This is a genomic window from Streptomyces sp. NPDC126510 (genome assembly GCF_040302345.1).
Lineage (GTDB): Bacteria > Actinomycetota > Actinomycetes > Streptomycetales > Streptomycetaceae > Streptomyces.
Genome location: NZ_JBEORR010000004.1, coordinates 284,120 through 302,507, shown reverse-complemented (window position 1 = coordinate 302,507; position 18,388 = coordinate 284,120). Strand labels below are relative to the sequence as shown.

The window sequence follows — 18,388 nt, the reverse complement described above, 5'->3', positions numbered from 1 at the left end:
CTTCAGCGGCCACGTGTGCGGGTCGACACCTTGGAGGGCGAGGGTCCCGTCCCAGGAGTCCCACCAGGCCGCGACCTGGGCGCAGAGCCTGAAGACGACGAAGTAGGGCGGTTACCACCGCCGTACAGCTCCACCGTCGTTTCGAGGATCTCGGCGATGGCCCGGGTGGGCAGACGCACCGCGTCGCGGATCTTCACGCCCGGGTGCTCGTCGGCGAAGGCCTGCGCCTGGTCCAGGTCGGTGAAGGACTTCAGCACCTCGCCCTCCTTCACGACGTTCAGCGTCAGGAACTCCTCGGCGCTCTCCGGCATCATCTGCCGGGCGAGGAACACCCGCAGCGAGCGAAGCGTCTGCCGCAGCAGCGTCGGGTCGGTGTCGCTGAGATTCTCCAGGTCGACGCCCTTGGCCTTGTGCGCCTCGTTCAGCTCAACGTAGGCGTCCACGAACTCGTCACCAAAGACCTCGGGTTCGAACTCAAGCTCGTGGGGGCCGACCACGATGACGTGGGGCTCGGTGTGCAGCGCGATGGTTTTGCGCACGGGTCCGTCCTTGTCTCCGCTCCCTCGCCCGGCCCTAAACCAGCAACGCACGCGGAATCCTAGTAGACCGCCCGCGGCTGGAGAGGCGTGGCGGGCTGTACCCCGATGGGCGCCTTCGCACCTTTGCAGACGTCATCGTCGAGGACATTAGGCGAGGCACGGCGTCACACTGGACCTATTGCAGGAGCCACCAAACGCCTCCTGCGATGAGCACCACGGAAACCACAACAACCACCGGCCCAAGCCAGTTGGCACGGCGCTTTGCTGTCGCCGGTGAGTCGGGCGCCGCCACCCTAGGCAGCAATTTTGCTGGGCTGGCCGCGTCCGGGTGCTCAACTACGCGTTCGACCACGGGGGACTCCCGATGCCCCCAGATTTCCTGCCCGCCGGCCCCCTGCTGCGCACGCCGCAGAGCACCGTAGCCCTCACGGCGCCAGCGGACCCCGGCAGCGTCGGTGAACTCGACGGTGACCTCACCCAGCTGGTCGTAGCGCTCGCCGACCGGAATGGGCGGCAGCGGGACGTGATGGTGGCCGGTCTCGACGAGTGGCAGTTCGCTTTTCACCTCGCCACGGAGGGACGCGCGCACGTCCCGGACCGGCTGATTGGACCCGTTGTAGATCACGACCTGCGGGACGACCCAGCTGTCGTCGAGAGAGGACGGGGATAGCCCGATATGCCCGCCGATCATGGATGCCTGATACCGGTCCCGCTCCCGATCGTGCGCTTCTCTCTCCTCTTGGGCGCGGGCTTCCATCTCCCGCCATTCCTGCTCGTGTCGCTGCCGCTCGTGCTCCATCCTCTGCTGTTCGTCCGCACGGAGCGCGCGCTCCTGCGCATCCTGCCGGACCTTCTGCCGGTGACCTGCGTAACTCAGCAGTAGCCCCGCAGTTCCGATCAACAGGCTGAAGACGGCAACAAGGTTTTGCACCATGCACGGACTCTGATCGATGGGACGCCGCCATGTCAGCATGCAACCCCGGCCACGCGGTCAGAGCACCTCAGAAGTCACCCTGCCGCCACGAGGGTGCTCCCTCCACCGGGGCACGCCCCTGATTGGGACTGGTTCACGAAACGCGGCTCGGTGTGCAGCGCGATGGTTCTTGCACACGGGTCCGTCCTTATCTCCGCTCCATCGCCTGGCCCTAAACCAGCAACGCACCCCTGAGGGTAGCCGCCGGCGCGGCTACCCTCGGGCACTCAGGCGCGGATGGCCGGATGGTTGTCGACCAGGTCCAGGACGACGGGAAGCACTCGGGTCGCGAAGTACTCCCGGCCGCGCACAGGCTTCTCGCCAGCGTCACGCAAGGCGGCCAGGAGCGTCTGTTCCAGCTCGGGGGCAACACTGGATGGCAAGCCGGTGTGCAACCTCACGACCTGGTCAAGTCCGGACCTCTCGTGGTGCAGCAGCCGTGGCCTCGGGTTGCCGGACGTGATCCCAATCTTCACGACGTCGTTGATCTCGTCCGCTACGACGTAGAAGGCGTCCCAGACCTTGCCCTTACAGAATCGGCACAGGCCACCACCATAGATGACGTTCTTCGGAATCGGACTCGCCTCATGCCCCTCTGAGCAGCGCACGAGCACACTCTCATGGATGTTGAACCACTCGCCGATCACTGTGCCGCCCAGCTCGGCGACCCGCTCACGGAACCGCTCTTCGACCACATGCGGGTCACGGCACGCGCAGATCCGGCAGATGCTCTTCTCTGGGAGTCCGGCTGGGCGCGGGCTGCAAAGGTGCCCCTCGGAGCACAAGACATCGTGAGGCTCATGCACACCGAGCCAGCGTGTGGCAAGGAGCGTCCCACCCTGCGCCTCCACGAGCGCCCGAAAGGCAGCCAGGCGGGACGCAGGGTCGAGACCGGCGCACACACGGCAGACGTGCGGCGAACGCACCACGACGGCGGGCCTGCCCGTGAACTCGTGCCCCTCAGCGCAGCGGAACCTCACCGGCTTATTTGCGCTGCGGTACGGATCGAGCAGCACCGCACCAATCTCGTCGAGTCGGACGAGGAGCTGCCGGACAGCCTCGGCGGGGTCAAGTCCGGCGCACACCCGGCAGATGCCCACGCCCTGTGCAACACGGCCGGGATACGGGTAGCTGGTGTGCCCTTCCTTGCATCGGATCTCATGCTTGACGCCGACACCCCTCCACGATGGCTCGACGACAGTCCCTCCGAGTTCCTCCACGCGGGTCTTGAACGTCGCCCAGGCGGTCGCCGAGTCACATCCGGAGCAGATCCGACAGACTCCGCCACCAGCGATCACCCGCTCAGCCTTCGGTGTGCACTCATGCCCTTCCGAGCAGATGACGCGATGCTTAGCCTTGGAGCCCAGGTAGGGGTCAAGCAGCTTCGCGTCAAGGGCCTCCAGCCGGGCACGGAACTTGGCTTCCGCCTCGTAGGACTCTGGTCGCCGCCTGCGGGGCTTGGGGATCGCGGTCGGGGATGCCTTACTGTCGGCCATAGGCCGTACTCCTTCTCAGGTAAGGAATCGGTCGAGGCCCCCGGTGCCGTTTGGCCGCATCACCGGGGGCCTCACATATGAGGTGTCATTGAGCAAGACGACTGAACTGCCCTTTTAGTTCCCGTAGTTGCCGCAAAGTGCCTGGTCAGCGGCCTAACCGCAAGGCCCTCTGTAGGAACGGGTTGGGCCGTGTGCCAGGGTGCCGAACGAGGCGGGTGAAGACCACGCGTCCGTCGACCTCGAACCTGAGCACGCCATTGCGCCTGCGTGGCTTTATGAGGTGGGGCCTCGTACCGTTCAGCACGTAGTGCACCGCGTGGTGGTCGCACACGATGACGCCTTGCAGGCCGCGGGGTCCCTCCACGACCTTCCAGGAGATGTACCTGCCCATGCTGCCGGGCGCTTCGGTCTCGGCGATCCGCGCGACGCGTTCGGTTCGCTGGCTCATCTTGCGGTGGGCGATGCTGCCCCGGGCGCGCAGCAGCCGGGCGATGCGGCCCGGGTCGATCCTCACCTCAACACTCACAGCCGGGTACCTCCTCCGGGCATTTGCAGCCGGGCAGCGCGATCGTGACCCGCTGCTCGACGCCGACGCAGCCGCCCTGCGGGCCGAGGGTCTGCTGACGGCCAAGGATGTACGGCCGGCCGCGCCGTCGTCCTGGTCGTTTGGTGGCCGCCAGGCAGCACGTGATCGCGTTGAAGACGCCGACGGCATCGATGTGGGTGACGCGTGCCGCCGCCTCCAGGTCCTCGCACGACGGCGGGCAGCCCTCCTCGCTGGGGCCCGGCGCGCACCGCAGCACCGTCACCACCAGCTCGACAGCGGTCGACAGCGGGGGCGTGCAGCCGCGCACGTTCTGCGGCGTCTGATCCTCGGCGGGGAAGTTCGTCGACCCGTACATGCGGGACAGGTTCACGGTCAGCTGCCCGCCGGCCTCGCTCGTGCACGGGTTCTCGCAGTCGTCCCAGGCGGGAAGGCCCGGGACGAGGCAGCGCCGGCATGTCGGGCAGCCCGGATAGTCCTCGACCTGCGTGGCCATCTCGTCGAGGGTGGCGCACACGCAGGCGAGGAGGTCCGAGGCGGCCTCGTGAATGGCGAGCGGCTGGAGCACGGTCGGTTTCCTCTACGGCCAGGTCTGGGTGCGTGGGCGCTTGAAGTCGGGGCTGTAGACCCGGCTCGGCGAGGCCTGCTTGTACGGGTTCACGGCGTTGAGCCACATGTCCACGGCGGGGAGGCCGGTCCGCATCTCGGAGTAGATGAGCGTCGGGTCCGCGAATTCGAGGTCGACGCCCTGCCGCGACAGTCGGCTCAGGTTCCGGTTCGTCGACACCTTGCAGCCGCAGCCGCCGCCGCAGTCCTTGACGAGGTGGCAGACCAGTGCGCTGTGGGCGGCGATCGCCGCGTCGTCGAGCGGCAGCCCGATCCGGTAGGTGACGCAGAAGGTGTTCGGGTCGCCGCACGATGCGGCCATGTCCTGGCAGTCCGGCCAGCATCCGCCGTCCGTACGGACCAGCAGCCCCGAGGCGTCGACCCGGTACGCGTCTTCCGGCAGTGTCTGCCCGTCGACCTCAACGGCGAGGATGTCGTGCACCGGCCCCTCAAGGCGCACTTCGCACAGTTCGCCGCACGAGCAGTCCGACTTGCAGCCGCAGACACTGGCGTTGCGCCAGGCCCCGTCGCGGCCGAGGTAGGGGATCCACGGGCCGGCGGTTTGCCAGCGCACGGTCAGCCCGCCGGAGTCGAGGCAGCTCTTCCGGCACGGCCGCACCGTGTAGGGGCATGACGGGCCCACGCGTCGCCCGGACAGCGCCCAGAGGATGAACGTCGCCACCGACCGCCAACGGTCGATGGTCGCCTCCTCGACACCGTCCGGCAGCGAGCAGCACTCAGGCTCGTACGGCCACGGCTCACACGGGCCTATCCGCAGCGGCATCAGCGTCTCCGCACCTCGTACGGGCACGGCTCGGGGAACGCCGCGCGGATGAACTTGCCGACGGCCCCGTTGGCGAAGGCGTCCGGCATCGTCGACAGGAACGGCGAGCCGGGGTCGAACTGGGGCCCGCGCTGCTGCACCTTGACGTCCGTCATGCGGGTGCCGCCGATGCCGTTGAGGACCCCGTACACCGTGCGCTTGTGGGTGTCGTGGCCCGGCGCCGCATCGAGCGCCAGCAGCATCCCGGTCTTCTCCACGGGCAGCGGCACGTGCAGGTCGTACGAGGCCGGGTCGTCGTGCCCCAGCTCGACGAGGAAGTCCCGCGTCCTGCGCATCTCGGCCAGGTACCGGTTCGAGCTCGGCCCGAAGTGCGCCTCCAGCTCCCGCACCGGCCCGCGGTGCCACACCGGTAGCTCGGCCGGCTGCGGGCGCATCACGAAGAAGTCGTCGTTGCACCAGATGAACGGGTCCGACACCTCGGGGTGCTCGCACGCCGCGCGCATCGCCGCCGTGGTGTTCGCATACCTCGGCTTGCCGCCCTGCTGGGTGGGGATGTGCCGGGCACCGGCTGCCCACCACGGCCGGAAGCCGACAATCCACACGTGCCGGTGCGGGAGGTTCGCCGCCCACGACCGCAGCGCGTACCGCAGCGGCTCGTTGTTGGCGCCCTCCCGCACCGGGACGACCAGGTCCGGCAGCTCCATCACACGAGTGACATGGAGTTGCAGACGACCGGCTGGTACTCGCACGACGGGGTGGGCGGGGGCGTCGTCGTCAGGAAGATCCGGCGGTGGCAGGACGAGCTGAGCGGGGTGAGCATCGGGCCCGGTGTGCCGGCCGCGTCGATCGGCATGACGTCGTACGGGCCCACTCCCCACGAGCCGCCCGCGCGGGTCGCGCCGGTGATCTGAAGCGTCACCGCCTCCGAGCCGACCTCCAGGTCACCGAGGAGCCCGTTCGTGATCCATGGCAACACGAAGTACAGCCACTGTCCCTCGGCGCCTTCCGCGCACTCCTCGCCGAGGACCTCCGCCCACAGTTCCAAAGCGAAGCCCGTCTTGCAGGCCACGCCGCAGGTGTCGATGCCGATCGGCGTGCCGTCGAATCCGAGGACGACCGGCTGGCCCGTGAGCAGCTCCAGGATCTCCGGGGAGACACTGAAGATATTGAGTTCCAGATCGAAACCGCGGAAGGTCGGACACGCCTTCTTGTAGCCGCACACGGTGCCGTTGGCGGCCTTGTACTCGATGTCGTCGCCGTCGTCGACGTTGTTGTTCATCGCGATGCTGCTGAAGCACTCCGCGACGAACGAATTGTCGTCACCGCAGACCGGGTTGCCGCACTGGTCGACGCGCGTGATCCGGATGACGTCGGCGTTCGCGATCAGGGGACAGGACATGGGCCGTAGCTCCCTCATTGCAAGGAGCCAGGCCCTTAACCATTCGGCGATGAAAGTCTATCCAGCCGCCGCCACTGCGAGGGCGCCATGCTGCTCTGTGACGCCCCTGGTCAAGCCCTCGATCGTGTCCGCCCACACCTTCAGTTCGGTGTGGGCCTGCTCGGCGAGGAACACGCTGCGGGCCAGCGCCGCGGCGGTCGCCTTCGCCCGGCGCGGCCCGTCGGCGTACAGGCCGGCGGCCGCGTCCGCCCACGCCTGGTGGTCGTCACGGTCGATGAACGTCGCCGCGTCGCCGAGGGCTTCGCGAAGGCCCGCGGTGGGGTGGGCGATGACGGGTACACCACTCGCGAGGGCCTCGACGGCCGCCATGCCGTACGACTCGTACACGCTGGGCACGAGGAGGACCCGCGTGTGCGCCCACACGTCGCCGCGCATGTCCGACGTCTGCCGGATCACCCGCATGTTCGGCGCGAGCGGCGCCGTGACCTGGATGCCGTGCGCTCCCATCACGCCGAGGAACGGCAGCCTGGGCAAGGCGCGGGCGACCGCCCGCCACGTGTCCACGCCCTTGTCGGAGGAGAGGTTGACGAGCGTCACCCGCTCCCCTGCCGCTGCGGCTCGGTGCTCGCCGGGGACGACGGGCGGGTGCACGATCAGGGACGGCGTCCGGTCGACTTCCAGATAGCGGGTGGCGAGCGATGCCCTCACCCACTCCGTGTTGAAGACGATCAGGTCCGGGCCGGCCTGCATCGAACGGGCCGCGTAGTCGAGGTCGGAGTGCATCAGCAGCACCGACCGAGCCCCGATCTCCCGCGCGAGGCCGGTAGCCCGCGCCGCGTAGTTGTGGTGCGTCACCATCACCTGCGGTCGCATCGACCGGAACAACAACTCGGCCGCGTGCGGCCCCAGGTGCAGGTACGGGACGCCGTCCACCTCCCACGACGGCGGAGCCTCTGGCATCGAGGAGCACACGACGAGGACGCCCATGCCCGCGTCGCGCAGGGCACGCATCATCGTCTGAAGCATCGTCTCCGACCCGGCCCGCCGATAGGGCACCCCGAAGTGGATCCACGCCACCACCTTGACCGGCTCCCCCGCGAGCGGATCGCCCGGCACCGTGACGCGGGCCTGCGCCTGCTGGTGCACGGGCAGCCGCCGGATGCACGCCTCCTCGAACTCGCCGAAGTCGGCGTCAGCGTCCGGAAGGACGAGCCGGGGCACGCGCCGCAGGTTGGGCATGAGCCGCTCGGCCTGCCGGTCACCGGCCACCGTCACCAGCACGTCGGGCCGGGCCGCCTGCTTGGCCCGCCACCAGTATCCGAGCGGCCACACCTGCACACCCTCCACCTCGCACGGGTTGTCCCGCCAGCGGACGGTGGCGATGACGTGCACCTCATGCCCAGCCGCCGCCGCGGTGCGCAGGTACGCGGGAGGCTCTTGAGTCGGCAGAAGTGCCAGGATGCGCATGCGAGCTGTCTCCGTCCTGGTGCGCGTCGCGCGCTGTTCCATATGGGTCTCCGCCGCGCGTGCTCATGCAAGTCGCTCGAATTGCAGTGTCGTGCGCCCGTTGCCGTCCGAGACCACTGACGCGCTGTCGGTGGTGCCGCTTGAGGTGATCCGGCTGGCTTCCAGCCGGATCGTACGGGTGCCCGGGACCGTGTACCGGGTCTCGATGGACGCTGTGCGGTTCCAGGCGAGGAGCGTTGCCGACGTGCCGCCCCCGACGCTGAGTTGATGCGCCAGGACTTCACTATCGGGGACGACGGCACCGGCGGTCACGTCGAAGAGGCGGGCGACGATGAACGCGCCCTCACCGGTCGTCATGGTGCCGAGGACCGTGCGGACAGTGGAGCCGAGCCGGTATCTACCCGCGGCCGGCAGCACGACGGATAGGCCGGTGGCCACCCATGCCCCGGACGCGGAGGAGTTGAGGTTGACGTTCGCGGGGAGGACGGCGAAGCCGTCCGCCTCGATGCGGATGCTGCCCGATGTGGCCATCAGTCGGTGTCCGTGTAGACGTGCTCGGTCCAGTGGACGAGGAAATCGGCGCCCGCGGCCGTCCCGGTGAAGATCAGGCTGCCGTCGAGGGCGAGGTCGTAGGAGTCGCCGTCGACGGCCCAGGTGAGCGTGACCCCGGCCGGTACGGTGACGTCGTCGGTGTAGGCGGTCGGCCCGCTGCTGCTGGTCGCCCCGGTGCCCACGGCGCGGACCCGGACGGCGCCAGCGAGGACGGTGAGGGTGATGGACTGGACGTCCGAGCCGAAGTCTTCCAGGTTCGCGGTGCCGTTGGTGCCGCTCAGGCGGGCAATCCGTGGCCGTACCCGCTGGGTGGGGGTGACCCGGGCGTCCGGCGTGACCTGGACGGTGCACTCCACGAGCTGCGCCGGGTCCGGGGCCGGGACGGTGGCCCCGTCGTTGTCGACCCACCGGGTGGTCGTCTGCCCTGAGCAGTCGATCTCGGTGATCCGCCGATAGAAGGTGTCCAGGACGACGGTGTCGGCCGGGGTGAGGGTGATGTTCTCCCCCGTGTCGACGTCCACGGCGGTCAGGACGCCGTACTTCGTGCCCGTGGGCGGCAGGGCCCTCGACCGCACGTGATAGGCGCAGGTGTCGGAGAGAGCGACCGTCCACCTGCCGGCGAACGGGTACCAGGTGTTGAGCGTGGCGGCGAGGTCGGACAGGAAGGGGACGCCGCAGGCGTCCCAACCGTCCGTGGTCGGGTCCGCGATGACGTTCTTGCCGTTGATGATCCACGAGGTGACCCGCACGTTGGGCCGGTCACAGACCGTGGACGTAGCGCCGTTGACGGCAGACACCCCGCACGGGGTGCTCGCCGAGTTGTCGTAGGAGACGTACCGGTATCCCGGCACCTTCCAGCACTCGTTGGCGAGAGTGGTCGGGCAGTCCAGGGAGATCCCGGCATTCGTGCCGCTCACGCCTACACCTTCCAGCCCGAACGCGCCAAGACGCTGCCGCTGATTCCGTACATGAGGGGCTCCTTGGGGGGTCAGGCAACTCGGAGGTAGCGCAGGGTGGTGCGCTGGAGCGTGTCGGAACCGATACCGGCCACCTCAGTGGTCCCCGAGACGTCGATCCGTGCGGCTTCCACCCGGATCGTCCTCGGCGAGGTGGGCGTGTACTCCACACTGATCGCCGCGGAGGCGTTCCACTGCAAGGCAGTCGCAGCGCCCGGGGCCCACTCCGAGATCTGCACGACGATGGCCTCACTGTTGGGGACGACGGCGCCCGCGGTGACGTCCCACAGCCGGGCGGCGATCAGCGCGTTCTCGTTCACCGTCATGTTGCCGATGTTGCCCCGCACGATCGCGTCCAGGTGGTAGGTGCCGGGCGTGGGCAGTGTGAGGGAAAGACCGAGGTCGACGAACGCGCCGGACGCGGCCGACGTGAGGTCAACGCCTGCTGGCAGTGCGGCGAACCCGCTACCGCCGGTGTCGATACTGCTCGCGGTTCCGGTCATGTGGCAGGGCCTCGTTTCATACTCGGACCCGCACCCAGGAGGCGCGGGTATAGCCGTCGCCGTTTCCGATGACCGACGCTGCCGCCCCGGCGGCCGTGATGGAGCCCCTCGCGCAGGCCACCATGGACAAGACGTCCCCAGCGGTGAGGCCCACCAGGAAGCTGGTGCCGCTGCCCTCATTGGTGCCGACCGGGACTGTGGTGTTCGCGATCTGGTGGGCGAGGTGCTCGGTGCCTCCGATGACCGCGCCATTGCGGGCGATGGCACCGACGACCCATACGTTTCCGCCGGCCGGGACGTTGATCGCGGCGCGGGTGTCGGCCGTGACGAGGTACAGGCCGGACTCCTTGATGGTGTGGTCACTGCTCGTCGTCGGTGCCACCTCGGTCCACGCGCCCGAAGCCGGGAGGGCCAGCCCACCGCCCGCGAAGACGCATTGCCCGGCGATGGGCGGCAGGTAGACGCTGGCTCCAGTTCCGGCCATCAATCGGCCAACTTTCGCCACACGATGAGGTTCTGCGAGGCGCCGCCGTTCTGTTGGATGGCGTGCTGGACGTTCGCGGTGGTGGCCGCCGAGCCGTTGCCGGTTCCTCGGATGCCGCGAAGACGGAACGTCGTCGGCACGGTCACCGATACCAGCGCCCTCACGACGACGTTCTCCCACACGGAGGCAAGCCCCACAGCTCCGACACTGCCGCCCGGATCATCATGCACCCACCACCGGTTACTCCCCGGGACGTTCGTACCGGTGGTGACGTTGAACCACTGCGCCACGATCGCGGCGACGTGTCGACCAGTGAAATTCCACGAAGCGATGAACAGCAGGTCAGCGGTCAACTCATAGACCCCCGCTTCGGGGAGCGTGATGTCACTCGACGGCACATCAAGCGGTGTGCTCTGGGGCACCGTGAGGAGGTCGAGGGTGCCCGCGTTGCGCTGCCCGCTCACAGGAGTGAGGCGGGCGCCCACAGTCCACGTCTCCGGGCACGCCTCGGCGGCCGGTGCCGTCACGTCGACGTCTACGGAGCGCTCCGTCCCCACGGCACCGCCAGGGGCGATGCCCTGGAGCAGCGTGCGAGGCACGAGGAGGCCACTCGCCGTCTCCGTCAGGGCGTTGCAGGCCGCCGGGTCGAGCTTCGGGTCGATGCGGTACGTACGCCCGCACGCCCCGGCCATCAGTCGCTCACCTTCGTGAACCTGAAGTTGTGCGCCCAGAGCACTTTCTGTGAGGTGGTGCCGGAGTCGGTCCGCCAGGACCCGTCCACCCGGAGCGTGCTCGGCCCGGCCACCTGGTACAGCGCCGACGCCGACGCGTTGGCCTGGATACCTGTCGTGCCCCCGGCAGCCTGATCGGTGAACAGGACCACCCGGCGGGTGGTCATCGGGACGTCGGCACCGGCGGTGACGTCGAAGATCCTGGCGTCGACGATGGCGTTGGAAACACCGGCCGCCCACGCGATGGAGCCTTGCACGTCGGCGATCACCTCGTAGACGCCGGCCTCCGGAAGGACGAGCTGCGCCCCGGTGACGGGAACCCAGGTGTTGGCCGCTGCGGCGTCGAGGGCCACAGCTCCGGATGCCTGCCCGGAGACGGGCGTGAGGCGCGCTCCGACCGACCACGTCTCGGGGCAGGCCCCCGCCGCGGGGGCCGTCACGTCCACGTCAACGGACCGCTCAGCGCCGACCGCGGTTCCGGGGGCGACACCCGCCAGTTCGGTGCGAGGTACCAGCAGGCCGGCGGCCCCCTGTTCGAGGGCGTTGCAGGCGGCCGGGTCCAGGCGCTGTAGGACGCGGACGCTGCCGCAGCAGTTACCGGCCATCGCTCACCGCCGGGAGTGGGCTGGAGGTGGGGTCGGGCAGGCCCTCCAGGTAGGCGGCCTCGTCGACCTCCTCGTAGCCGAGCTCGAAGTAGGGGGAGGCGTCCCGAAGGTTGTAGACGACCTGGACGCCCTCCCCGTCCTTCGTGAAGTAGCGCGGATTCCGGGGCTCCGGGCCCTGAGTGGCGTCGTCGCTCATGGCGCGCGTCTCCTTACCGGTAGGTGTAGTTCAGGAGGTACTGGGAGGCCGCTGTCGCCCCGGCGAACGAGGCGGCGGCCAGGGCCGCGTCGTCTTCCTTCGTGACGGACCAGGTGAGCGACACCCCGGCCGGTACGGCGACGTTGGAGCCGTCGGTCATCGTCACGTTCACCGACCCGGCGAGAACGGTCAGGGAGACGCTCTGAAGGGTCGGGAAGGAACCGGCGAGGTTCTGCGCCGCGGTGCCGGTCACGTTCCGCACGCCCGTGCTCAGCGGTCCCGGGGGCAGGTCTGCCGCCGTGCACTCGACCGGCGCGACCGGCGTGTACGGCTGCGTCAGGCCACCATCCAGGTAGGTGCCCATCAGGACGGGGGCGGCCCCGCCGCACGGGTCGACGGCCCACAGCTCCGTGAACGTCACATCGCCGGTTCCGTCGCCTGTGGTGTCGTCGCAGCCGCAGCGTTCGACCACCTGCTTCGCGCAGTCGAGGGTGCTTCCGCTGCCGCCGCACGCGGCGAGGTGCCAGCCGTCCGGGACGGCGTCCTGCCGCTGCCCGTCCTCGTCGAGGTAGTAGACCGTGTTGTCGCAGCAGATCATCCGCGTCCAGGACCGCGTCTCCGGGATGACCTCATAGGTGACGATGAGGTGCACCATGAGGCCGGCGCCGCCGCCGACGGTCTCCTCCACGTCCAGGTCGAGGGTGTTCCGTCCGGCCTGGGCGCCCGGGATGGTGTCGGGACCGAACACGTACGTCGTCCCGTTGTGCGTGGCCGTGGCCGGGAGGGTCTGCCAGGCGCCGCTGTTGAGACGGAACGCACGACCAATCTGGTCGGCGTTGAACACCGTGGCCTGCACCTTGATGCTGGCGGGGTCGGCGTTGGCCGGCAGGTCGAAGAAGGCGCGCGGGTACCAGTGCGTGTTGAGGAGGGACGGGCCCTCGTTCGGCAGGGCCGGACTCGCCTGTGCGGACGCCCCGTCGGGGTGCGGGCTGACCCACCAGGCCGGCCGCGCGGTGTCGGAGTCGACGACCGACCAGGCTGCCGAATACTGGCGCTGGTACATGTCGTACCAGGGCGGGCTGGCCGCGTTGAGATCGGTCGTCCACTTCCATACCGGGTCCACCGTGTTGTCGTTGCGGTGTTCCTCGTTGGAGATGAACTCGACCTGCTGGGTCGTGTCCTGCTGGATGCACACCTGGACCGGCTGGCAGCACGCTTCGGGCTCGGGGTCCGGCGGCGGCTCGCATACCCCGACGGCACCGAGCGGCGTGTAGGCCGTCGTTCCGTCCAGCTCGGTGTCGAGGACCGAGACGACTGCCCCGCCGCAGTCGCGGCAGATGGTGCGCAGGAACTGTCCCGGCGGGGTGATCTGGAACGCGCCGATCTTGTAGTTCCCGAACACGCCGCAGTTGGCGATGCGGGCGCCGAGGTACCTGGCGGTGACCGTGGTGACCGGGTTGGTGGTGCGGAACCGCGGCGAGGTCGCCACGTGCGGGTCTGTGAGGTACGTACACGGGTCGTTGAGCGTGTCCCCGGTGGCGGTCAGGATGCCGGTGGCCGGGTCGTAGGTGTACCCGTCCGGCAGGCTGACGACCTCCAGCCCGGCCGGGAGCTGCGCGGTGTTGTCGGTGCCCGTGCCGCCCGCGTGGTAGCGGATGTACACCGAGAACTCGACGATGGCCGGCCGGGACAGCGTCCAGGTGCTGTTAGGGAACACCGAGTTCGGGAACGTGGCGAGGCCCCACCAGGAGCCGTCAGCGTTGCTGTAGGTCGCCGGGAGCGGCGCACTGCCTCGTGAGGACCAGGCGACGCCGTTCGCGAGCGTGCCGGACGACATGCCCGTGCCGCTGATCGTGGCCGGGTCGTTGCCGCCTTCGTCGCACAGCAGCAGCGTCTCGCAGTTCAGGCACGGCGAGACGCACACGCCCACGGTGCCGGTCGGCGTGTACGCGGTCCCGTCCAGCAGGTAGTCACTGTGCCCGGTGATCGCGCCCAGCTCGTCCCTGCGGAAGTCCCGGACGAACGAGGTCACGGTGCCGTCGGCAGCCACGTCGCACAGCTGGACCAGGTCCTGCTCGGGCTGCTCCGTGCCGGTAGGGCACACGGTGACAGTGCCCTGCGGCGTGTACGTCTGCCCGGTGGTGGCGTCCACCAGGCGCACCGACTCGATCGACCCGTCTGCGGCGTAGGTGTACTCGACCAGGACGAGGCCGAGGACGTTGCCGCTGGCGTCGACGTCGCAGAACGTTCCGGAGACCTGGATGGACTGCGAGTCGCCGCACGCCAGAGTGCCCGCCGGTGGTGCGCCCGCCGCGAACGCGCCCGTGACGAGGTTGACCCATCCGTCGCGTGTGACGGTGCCCGCGCAGTCGCGGGTCATCACCACGGCGATCGGTGTCCCGTCCGCCAGGCACAGCCCGATCGTGGTCGTCGGCGTGGTCGGCGAGTCGCAGTCCGTCGTCTGCGGGCAGCGGCCGACGGCGCCGGCCGGGCTGTAGGCCGTGAGCCCGTCGAGGGTGGTGTCCGTGACGGCAGCGACCGCGCCGCCGAGGGTTCCGTACGAGACGTGCCGCAGGAACGGCGTCACCGTGCCGTCGGCCGCGGTGTCGCACAGCTCGACGATCTCCGCGTCGTACCGCTGCTGTTCGGCCTGCGTGGCCTGGCACTCGCCGGGCTGGCCGGTGAGCGTGTACGGGGCACCGTCGATCGTGGTGTCCGTTGTCCCGGTGACCTGGCCGGTCTCGCAGTCCACGGTGACCGTGCGGAGGAACTGCGTGTCGCATCCGGCCTGGTCGTACGTCGCCGCCGTGGTGAACGCGGACAGCTGCCAGCCGGTACGGCGCGGGCTCGGGTCGCACGCCCCGGGGGTGTCGTCGTAGCCATCGAGGGCGATCGCCACGGCGATGTTCCCCGCAGCGAGATCAGCGGCCGGGACGTCGGCCTCAACGGTCACCGTGCCGAACCAGCCGGCTGGGGTGTTGACCGGCAGGAGGGCGAGGGCGGCTTGCGTCGTCCCGTTGAACAGCCGGACGTGTCCGGTCTGGGCGCATCCGTTGTCCGGGCCCTGCTGGAGGATGTTGACGGCGACGGCCACGTGCGCGGTGCCCGTGTCGCAGGCCGGGCGCGGCGCCTGGACGATGGCGGCGAGGCTGTTGACCATGCCGGGGGCGCCTGGCTGGGGAGCCGTACCGGCCGGCAGGTCGAGGGTGCCGCCGTCCCACAGAACCTGTGCGCCGGTGACCGGGGCGCCGGTCCCGAACGGGTAGTAGGGCGTCGGGTCGGTGTCGGTGACGGTCGCGGCCGGTGAGCCGTCCTGCGGCACGTCGCACAGGAGCAGCACATTCGAGTCTCGGCACGGGCCGGTGCACTCGCCGACCGTGCCGGCCGGGGTGTAGGCGGTCGTCCCGTCGAGCGTCGTATCGGTCGTCGTGGTGACCTGGCCGGCACAGTTCCGGCAGATCGTCCGCAGGAAGAGCGTCACCGCGCCGTCGGCGGCGGTGTCGCACAGCTGGAGCGTCTCGCAGGTCTGGCACGGCGGCGCGGTCGCGCACGTCTGCAACGTGCCCTGCACCGTGTATGCGGCGCCCGTGACGGGGTCCACGGTCCGTGTGCCGACCCGCGCGCCGCTGCTGGTGTCGTACACCGGCTCCAGGAGGACGGTCGCCGCTACGGTGCCGTCGGCGAGGACGTCGCAGAGGATCTCGGTTTCGACGTTGACCCGCGACGGTGTCGGGCCACTGATGACGACGGGGCTCTGCCCGCAGCATCCACTCACAGGTCAACTCCAGTCGTGAACGTGACGGTGATCGTTCCGGTGGCGGCCGTGATGGTGAGCGGCCCGACGAGCCGCACGTCTGGGTCCTTGCTGATCGACCAGGTGGCCGTCTCGCCCTCGAACAGAGTCGAGGTGCCGTCTGTGGTGGTGACGGTGCCGGTGCCGTTGTGGGCGGTCGCGGTGACCGTGCGGAGCGTCCCGTACAGGAGGCCGTTCCAGCTTTGGCCGGGCGCGAGCTGGACCCGGCGGGCTTGCACCCCGGACAGGACCGGCGGGACGGGTTCGACGTCCGGCCAGCAGTCGACGGGCGACACCGGCGTGTACGGCGCTTCGAGCGTGCAGTTGTAATTGCCGATGCTCCTGACGACGCCGAGGCAGTCGATGCCGAGGAGCTCAACGAACGACGTGTCGGGCAGTCCGTCGCCGGTGGTGTCGTCGCAGCGGTCGGCTTGGATGACCTGCTGGACCGGGCACTCGTCCGGCTGGCACGTCCCCACGGTCCCCTGCGGGGTGTAGGCGGCGCCGTCGAGGGTGGTGTCGAGATGTGAGAGGACCGTGCCGGTCTCGCAGTCGGTGACGAGGGTCCGGAAGAACTGGGTGGTGCAGTCGTCCAGGTCCGCGGTGACGGTGAACTGGTCGGCGGTCCACGACTTGCTCGTGCCCAGGTGGTAGGTCTCCAGGACCAGCACGGCGTAGATGGAGCCGCTGGTGAGGTCGGCGGCCGTGACCGGCGTCGACAGGCTGATCGTGGTGACGCCGCCCACCGCCGCATTGAACGGCGTCTCCCGGACGTCGAGGACCTGGCCGTCCTTGTGGAGGCGGAACGCGCCGGTGAAGGCGAGCCCGGGGTCTGGGCCGTTCTCGGTGACGCGGACGGACACGGTGAGGGTGCCGGACGCTTGTGGGCATCCCGTGACGGTGGCGGCGATCTGGCCGACGGCCGCCCGGTACACCTGGTTGCCGTCGCCGGCCGCACCGTTCGTCTCGGCCGGGAACACCAGGCTCCCACCGTCGAACAGAGCCTGCTCGGGTCCGGCGAGGTCGGCCTGGGCGGGGCGTACGGCTTGCGCGGCGGCGAGCGTGGATTGGGTGACCGTGAGGGCGACCGTGGTGGTGATGTCGTCACACAGGAGCTGGGTGGCGGTCTCACGGCACGGTTCGACGCACAGGCCGACGGTGCCGGTCGGCGTGTACGCGGCGCCGTCGAGCGTGTAGTCCGAATGGCCGCTGATCGTGCCGTTCTCGTCGCGGCGGAAGTCCCGCACGAAACGCGTCACGGTGCCGTCTGCCGCGACGTCGCACAGGATCACAAGATCCTGCTCCGGTTGCGGTGTTCCGGTCGGGCAGGTGGTGATGTCGCCCTGCGGCGTGTACGTCTGCCCGGTCGTGGCGTCGATGAGGCGGACCGAGGCGATCGACCCGTCAGCGGCGTACGTGTACTCGACGAGGACCAGGCCGTGCACGTCGCCGGTGGCAGGGTCGACGTCGCAGAACACGCCGGACGTCTGGATGGACTGGGAGTCGCCGCACGACATCGTCCCGGCCGGGGGGTCGCCGGCCGAGTAGCTGCCGGTCGTCAGGTCCAGCCAGCCCTGCCGGGTGACGACGCCTTCGCAGCCGCGGGTGACGATCACAGCGATGGGTGTGCCGTCGGCGAGGCACAGGCCGATCGTCGCGACCGGCGTGGTCGGCTGCTCGCATTCCTCACCGCTACAGGCCCGGACGGTGCCAGCAACGACGTGGGGGGTCTGCCCGTCGAGGGCGACGTCTTCGTACGACGCCTGCCCGTTGAGGAACACGTAGCGGCGCAGGAAGGGCCCGCTGTCGTCGCACAGCATGACCGTCTCGGACTCGGGGCACGCCATGGTGCAGTCGACCGGCGAGACGGGCGTGTAGGGGGTCGACGGGTCGTTCTGGTAGGTGAGGATCAGTGCTGTGCTGCCGTCGGGGTGGACGCACCACAGTTCGCTGTACGTGGTGTCGGCGGTGCCGTCGCCGGTGGTGTCGTCGCAGCGGGTGACGCAGATCGTGTCGACACAGCCGCAGCCGTCGCACGGCTGGGCGTCGGCCGGGGCCGGGCCCGCGGTGAACATCCCGGTCGCGGGATCGACCCAGCCGACTACCTCAGGTGCGGTGGGGGCCGCGCCGCAGTCGGCGCAGCCGGACTGCACGACGACGATGATCGTCGAACAGTCCGGGCGGCACAGGGGGGTCGAGGTGATCGACGGGGCGCAGCACGCCTCCCCCGTACCGCCGCCTCCTCCCCCGCCGCCGCAGGCGCACGGGACGGGCGTCAGGGCCATCAGTCCACCTCCGGGTGTGCCTGTCGGCGGTGCGTGTCACGGCCGCGCGGGGTGGTGAAGGGCCGGGAGCACACGTCGCAGGTGACCGCCGCGTCCTCCCCCTCCGAGGGCGCGGCGGCCGGGGCCGGCTCCAACTCCGGCTCGGGCTCCGGCTCCGGCTCCGGCTCCGGCTCCGGCTCCGACAGCGGAACAGCGTCGGGCCCGTACGCCTCTTCGGGGACCTCGGGCAGGGGCTCGCCGGGGACGCCTGTGACCCACTGCGCGGTGGCAGCGGTCGATTCCTCTTCGAGGGGTGACCGGTATGGGTGGCCGTCGACGAGCGAGCCGACGAGGAGTTCCTCAGGCATGTGCGTGAACAGGCCCGGGGGGACCGCGTACTCGATGTGCGAGCAGGTCCGCACCATCGGCGTCTGCTCGATCGCCCACTGGGCGAAGTCGACGCGCCGTTCCCTCGCGGGCTGCACTCGGATCATGG

The 18,388-nt window shown here is 69.7% G+C and carries 19 protein-coding genes; all 19 read right to left on the bottom strand.

Annotated elements, in window-relative coordinates; translation table 11 throughout:
• Nucleotides 1-2: 2 nt before the first annotated feature.
• The 19 genes from ABTX60_RS07325 to ABTX60_RS07235 all read right to left on the bottom strand — a co-directional run bounded on the left by ABTX60_RS07325 (nt 3) and on the right by ABTX60_RS07235 (nt 18,386).
• Nucleotides 3-539, bottom strand: a complete 537-nt coding sequence (locus ABTX60_RS07325; RefSeq protein WP_352096085.1) for a hypothetical protein — start codon at nt 537-539, stop codon at nt 3-5.
• A 175-nt stretch (nt 540-714) separates the two neighbouring features.
• Nucleotides 715-1,473: a hypothetical protein gene (locus tag ABTX60_RS07320; RefSeq protein WP_352096084.1), complete on the bottom strand. Its 759-nt coding sequence runs from the start codon at nt 1,471-1,473 to the stop codon at nt 715-717.
• A gap of 266 nt (nt 1,474-1,739) precedes the next feature.
• A complete protein-coding gene (locus ABTX60_RS07315) occupies nt 1,740-3,008 on the bottom strand; it encodes a GIY-YIG nuclease family protein (RefSeq protein WP_352096083.1) in 1,269 nt (422 codons plus the stop codon).
• A gap of 145 nt (nt 3,009-3,153) precedes the next feature.
• The gene (locus tag ABTX60_RS07310) at nt 3,154-3,534 is read right to left on the bottom strand and encodes a hypothetical protein (protein WP_352096082.1); all 381 of its coding nucleotides are present in this window, start codon (nt 3,532-3,534) and stop codon (nt 3,154-3,156) included.
• A complete protein-coding gene (locus ABTX60_RS07305; protein WP_352096081.1) occupies nt 3,524-4,120 on the bottom strand; it encodes a hypothetical protein in 597 nt (198 codons plus the stop codon). The genes ABTX60_RS07310 and ABTX60_RS07305 overlap by 11 nt, the downstream gene beginning before the upstream one ends.
• Nucleotides 4,121-4,132: 12 nt before the next feature.
• Nucleotides 4,133-4,942: a hypothetical protein gene (locus ABTX60_RS07300; RefSeq protein ID WP_352096080.1), complete on the bottom strand. Its 810-nt coding sequence runs from the start codon at nt 4,940-4,942 to the stop codon at nt 4,133-4,135.
• Nucleotides 4,942-5,646, bottom strand: a complete 705-nt coding sequence (locus ABTX60_RS07295; protein ID WP_352096079.1) for a hypothetical protein — start codon at nt 5,644-5,646, stop codon at nt 4,942-4,944. The genes ABTX60_RS07300 and ABTX60_RS07295 overlap by 1 nt, the downstream gene beginning before the upstream one ends.
• On the bottom strand, nt 5,646-6,341 hold the full coding sequence (locus ABTX60_RS07290) for a hypothetical protein (protein ID WP_352096078.1): 696 nt from the start codon (nt 6,339-6,341) through the stop codon (nt 5,646-5,648). Before ABTX60_RS07290 ends, ABTX60_RS07295 begins: the two co-directional genes overlap by 1 nt.
• Nucleotides 6,342-6,398: 57 nt before the next feature.
• Nucleotides 6,399-7,808, bottom strand: a complete 1,410-nt coding sequence (locus ABTX60_RS07285) for a glycosyltransferase family 4 protein (RefSeq protein ID WP_352096077.1) — start codon at nt 7,806-7,808, stop codon at nt 6,399-6,401.
• 63 nt (nt 7,809-7,871) lie between these two features.
• Nucleotides 7,872-8,339 carry a hypothetical protein gene (locus ABTX60_RS07280; RefSeq protein ID WP_352096076.1) on the bottom strand — a complete coding sequence of 156 codons (468 nt, stop codon included), beginning with the start codon at nt 8,337-8,339 and terminating at the stop codon, nt 7,872-7,874.
• Nucleotides 8,339-9,277: a hypothetical protein gene (locus ABTX60_RS07275; protein WP_352096075.1), complete on the bottom strand. Its 939-nt coding sequence runs from the start codon at nt 9,275-9,277 to the stop codon at nt 8,339-8,341. The genes ABTX60_RS07280 and ABTX60_RS07275 overlap by 1 nt, the downstream gene beginning before the upstream one ends.
• Nucleotides 9,278-9,348: 71 nt before the next feature.
• Nucleotides 9,349-9,819, bottom strand: a complete 471-nt coding sequence (locus ABTX60_RS07270; RefSeq protein WP_352096074.1) for a hypothetical protein — start codon at nt 9,817-9,819, stop codon at nt 9,349-9,351.
• Between the two features lie 16 nt (nt 9,820-9,835).
• A complete protein-coding gene (locus tag ABTX60_RS07265) occupies nt 9,836-10,303 on the bottom strand; it encodes a hypothetical protein (RefSeq protein ID WP_352096073.1) in 468 nt (155 codons plus the stop codon).
• Nucleotides 10,303-10,767 carry a hypothetical protein gene (locus ABTX60_RS07260; RefSeq protein ID WP_352096072.1) on the bottom strand — a complete coding sequence of 155 codons (465 nt, stop codon included), beginning with the start codon at nt 10,765-10,767 and terminating at the stop codon, nt 10,303-10,305. Before ABTX60_RS07260 ends, ABTX60_RS07265 begins: the two co-directional genes overlap by 1 nt.
• A gap of 227 nt (nt 10,768-10,994) precedes the next feature.
• Nucleotides 10,995-11,639, bottom strand: coding sequence for a hypothetical protein (locus tag ABTX60_RS07255; protein WP_352096071.1), 645 nt, complete (start codon nt 11,637-11,639; stop codon nt 10,995-10,997).
• A complete protein-coding gene (locus ABTX60_RS07250) occupies nt 11,629-11,835 on the bottom strand; it encodes a hypothetical protein (protein ID WP_352096070.1) in 207 nt (68 codons plus the stop codon). Before ABTX60_RS07250 ends, ABTX60_RS07255 begins: the two co-directional genes overlap by 11 nt.
• Before the next feature lie 13 nt (nt 11,836-11,848).
• Nucleotides 11,849-15,610 carry a hypothetical protein gene (locus ABTX60_RS07245; protein ID WP_352096069.1) on the bottom strand — a complete coding sequence of 1,254 codons (3,762 nt, stop codon included), beginning with the start codon at nt 15,608-15,610 and terminating at the stop codon, nt 11,849-11,851.
• Nucleotides 15,607-17,913, bottom strand: a complete 2,307-nt coding sequence (locus tag ABTX60_RS07240; RefSeq protein ID WP_352096068.1) for a hypothetical protein — start codon at nt 17,911-17,913, stop codon at nt 15,607-15,609. The genes ABTX60_RS07245 and ABTX60_RS07240 overlap by 4 nt, the downstream gene beginning before the upstream one ends.
• Nucleotides 17,913-18,386 carry a hypothetical protein gene (locus ABTX60_RS07235; protein ID WP_352096172.1) on the bottom strand — a complete coding sequence of 158 codons (474 nt, stop codon included), beginning with the start codon at nt 18,384-18,386 and terminating at the stop codon, nt 17,913-17,915. Before ABTX60_RS07235 ends, ABTX60_RS07240 begins: the two co-directional genes overlap by 1 nt.
• Nucleotides 18,387-18,388 lie beyond the last annotated feature (2 nt).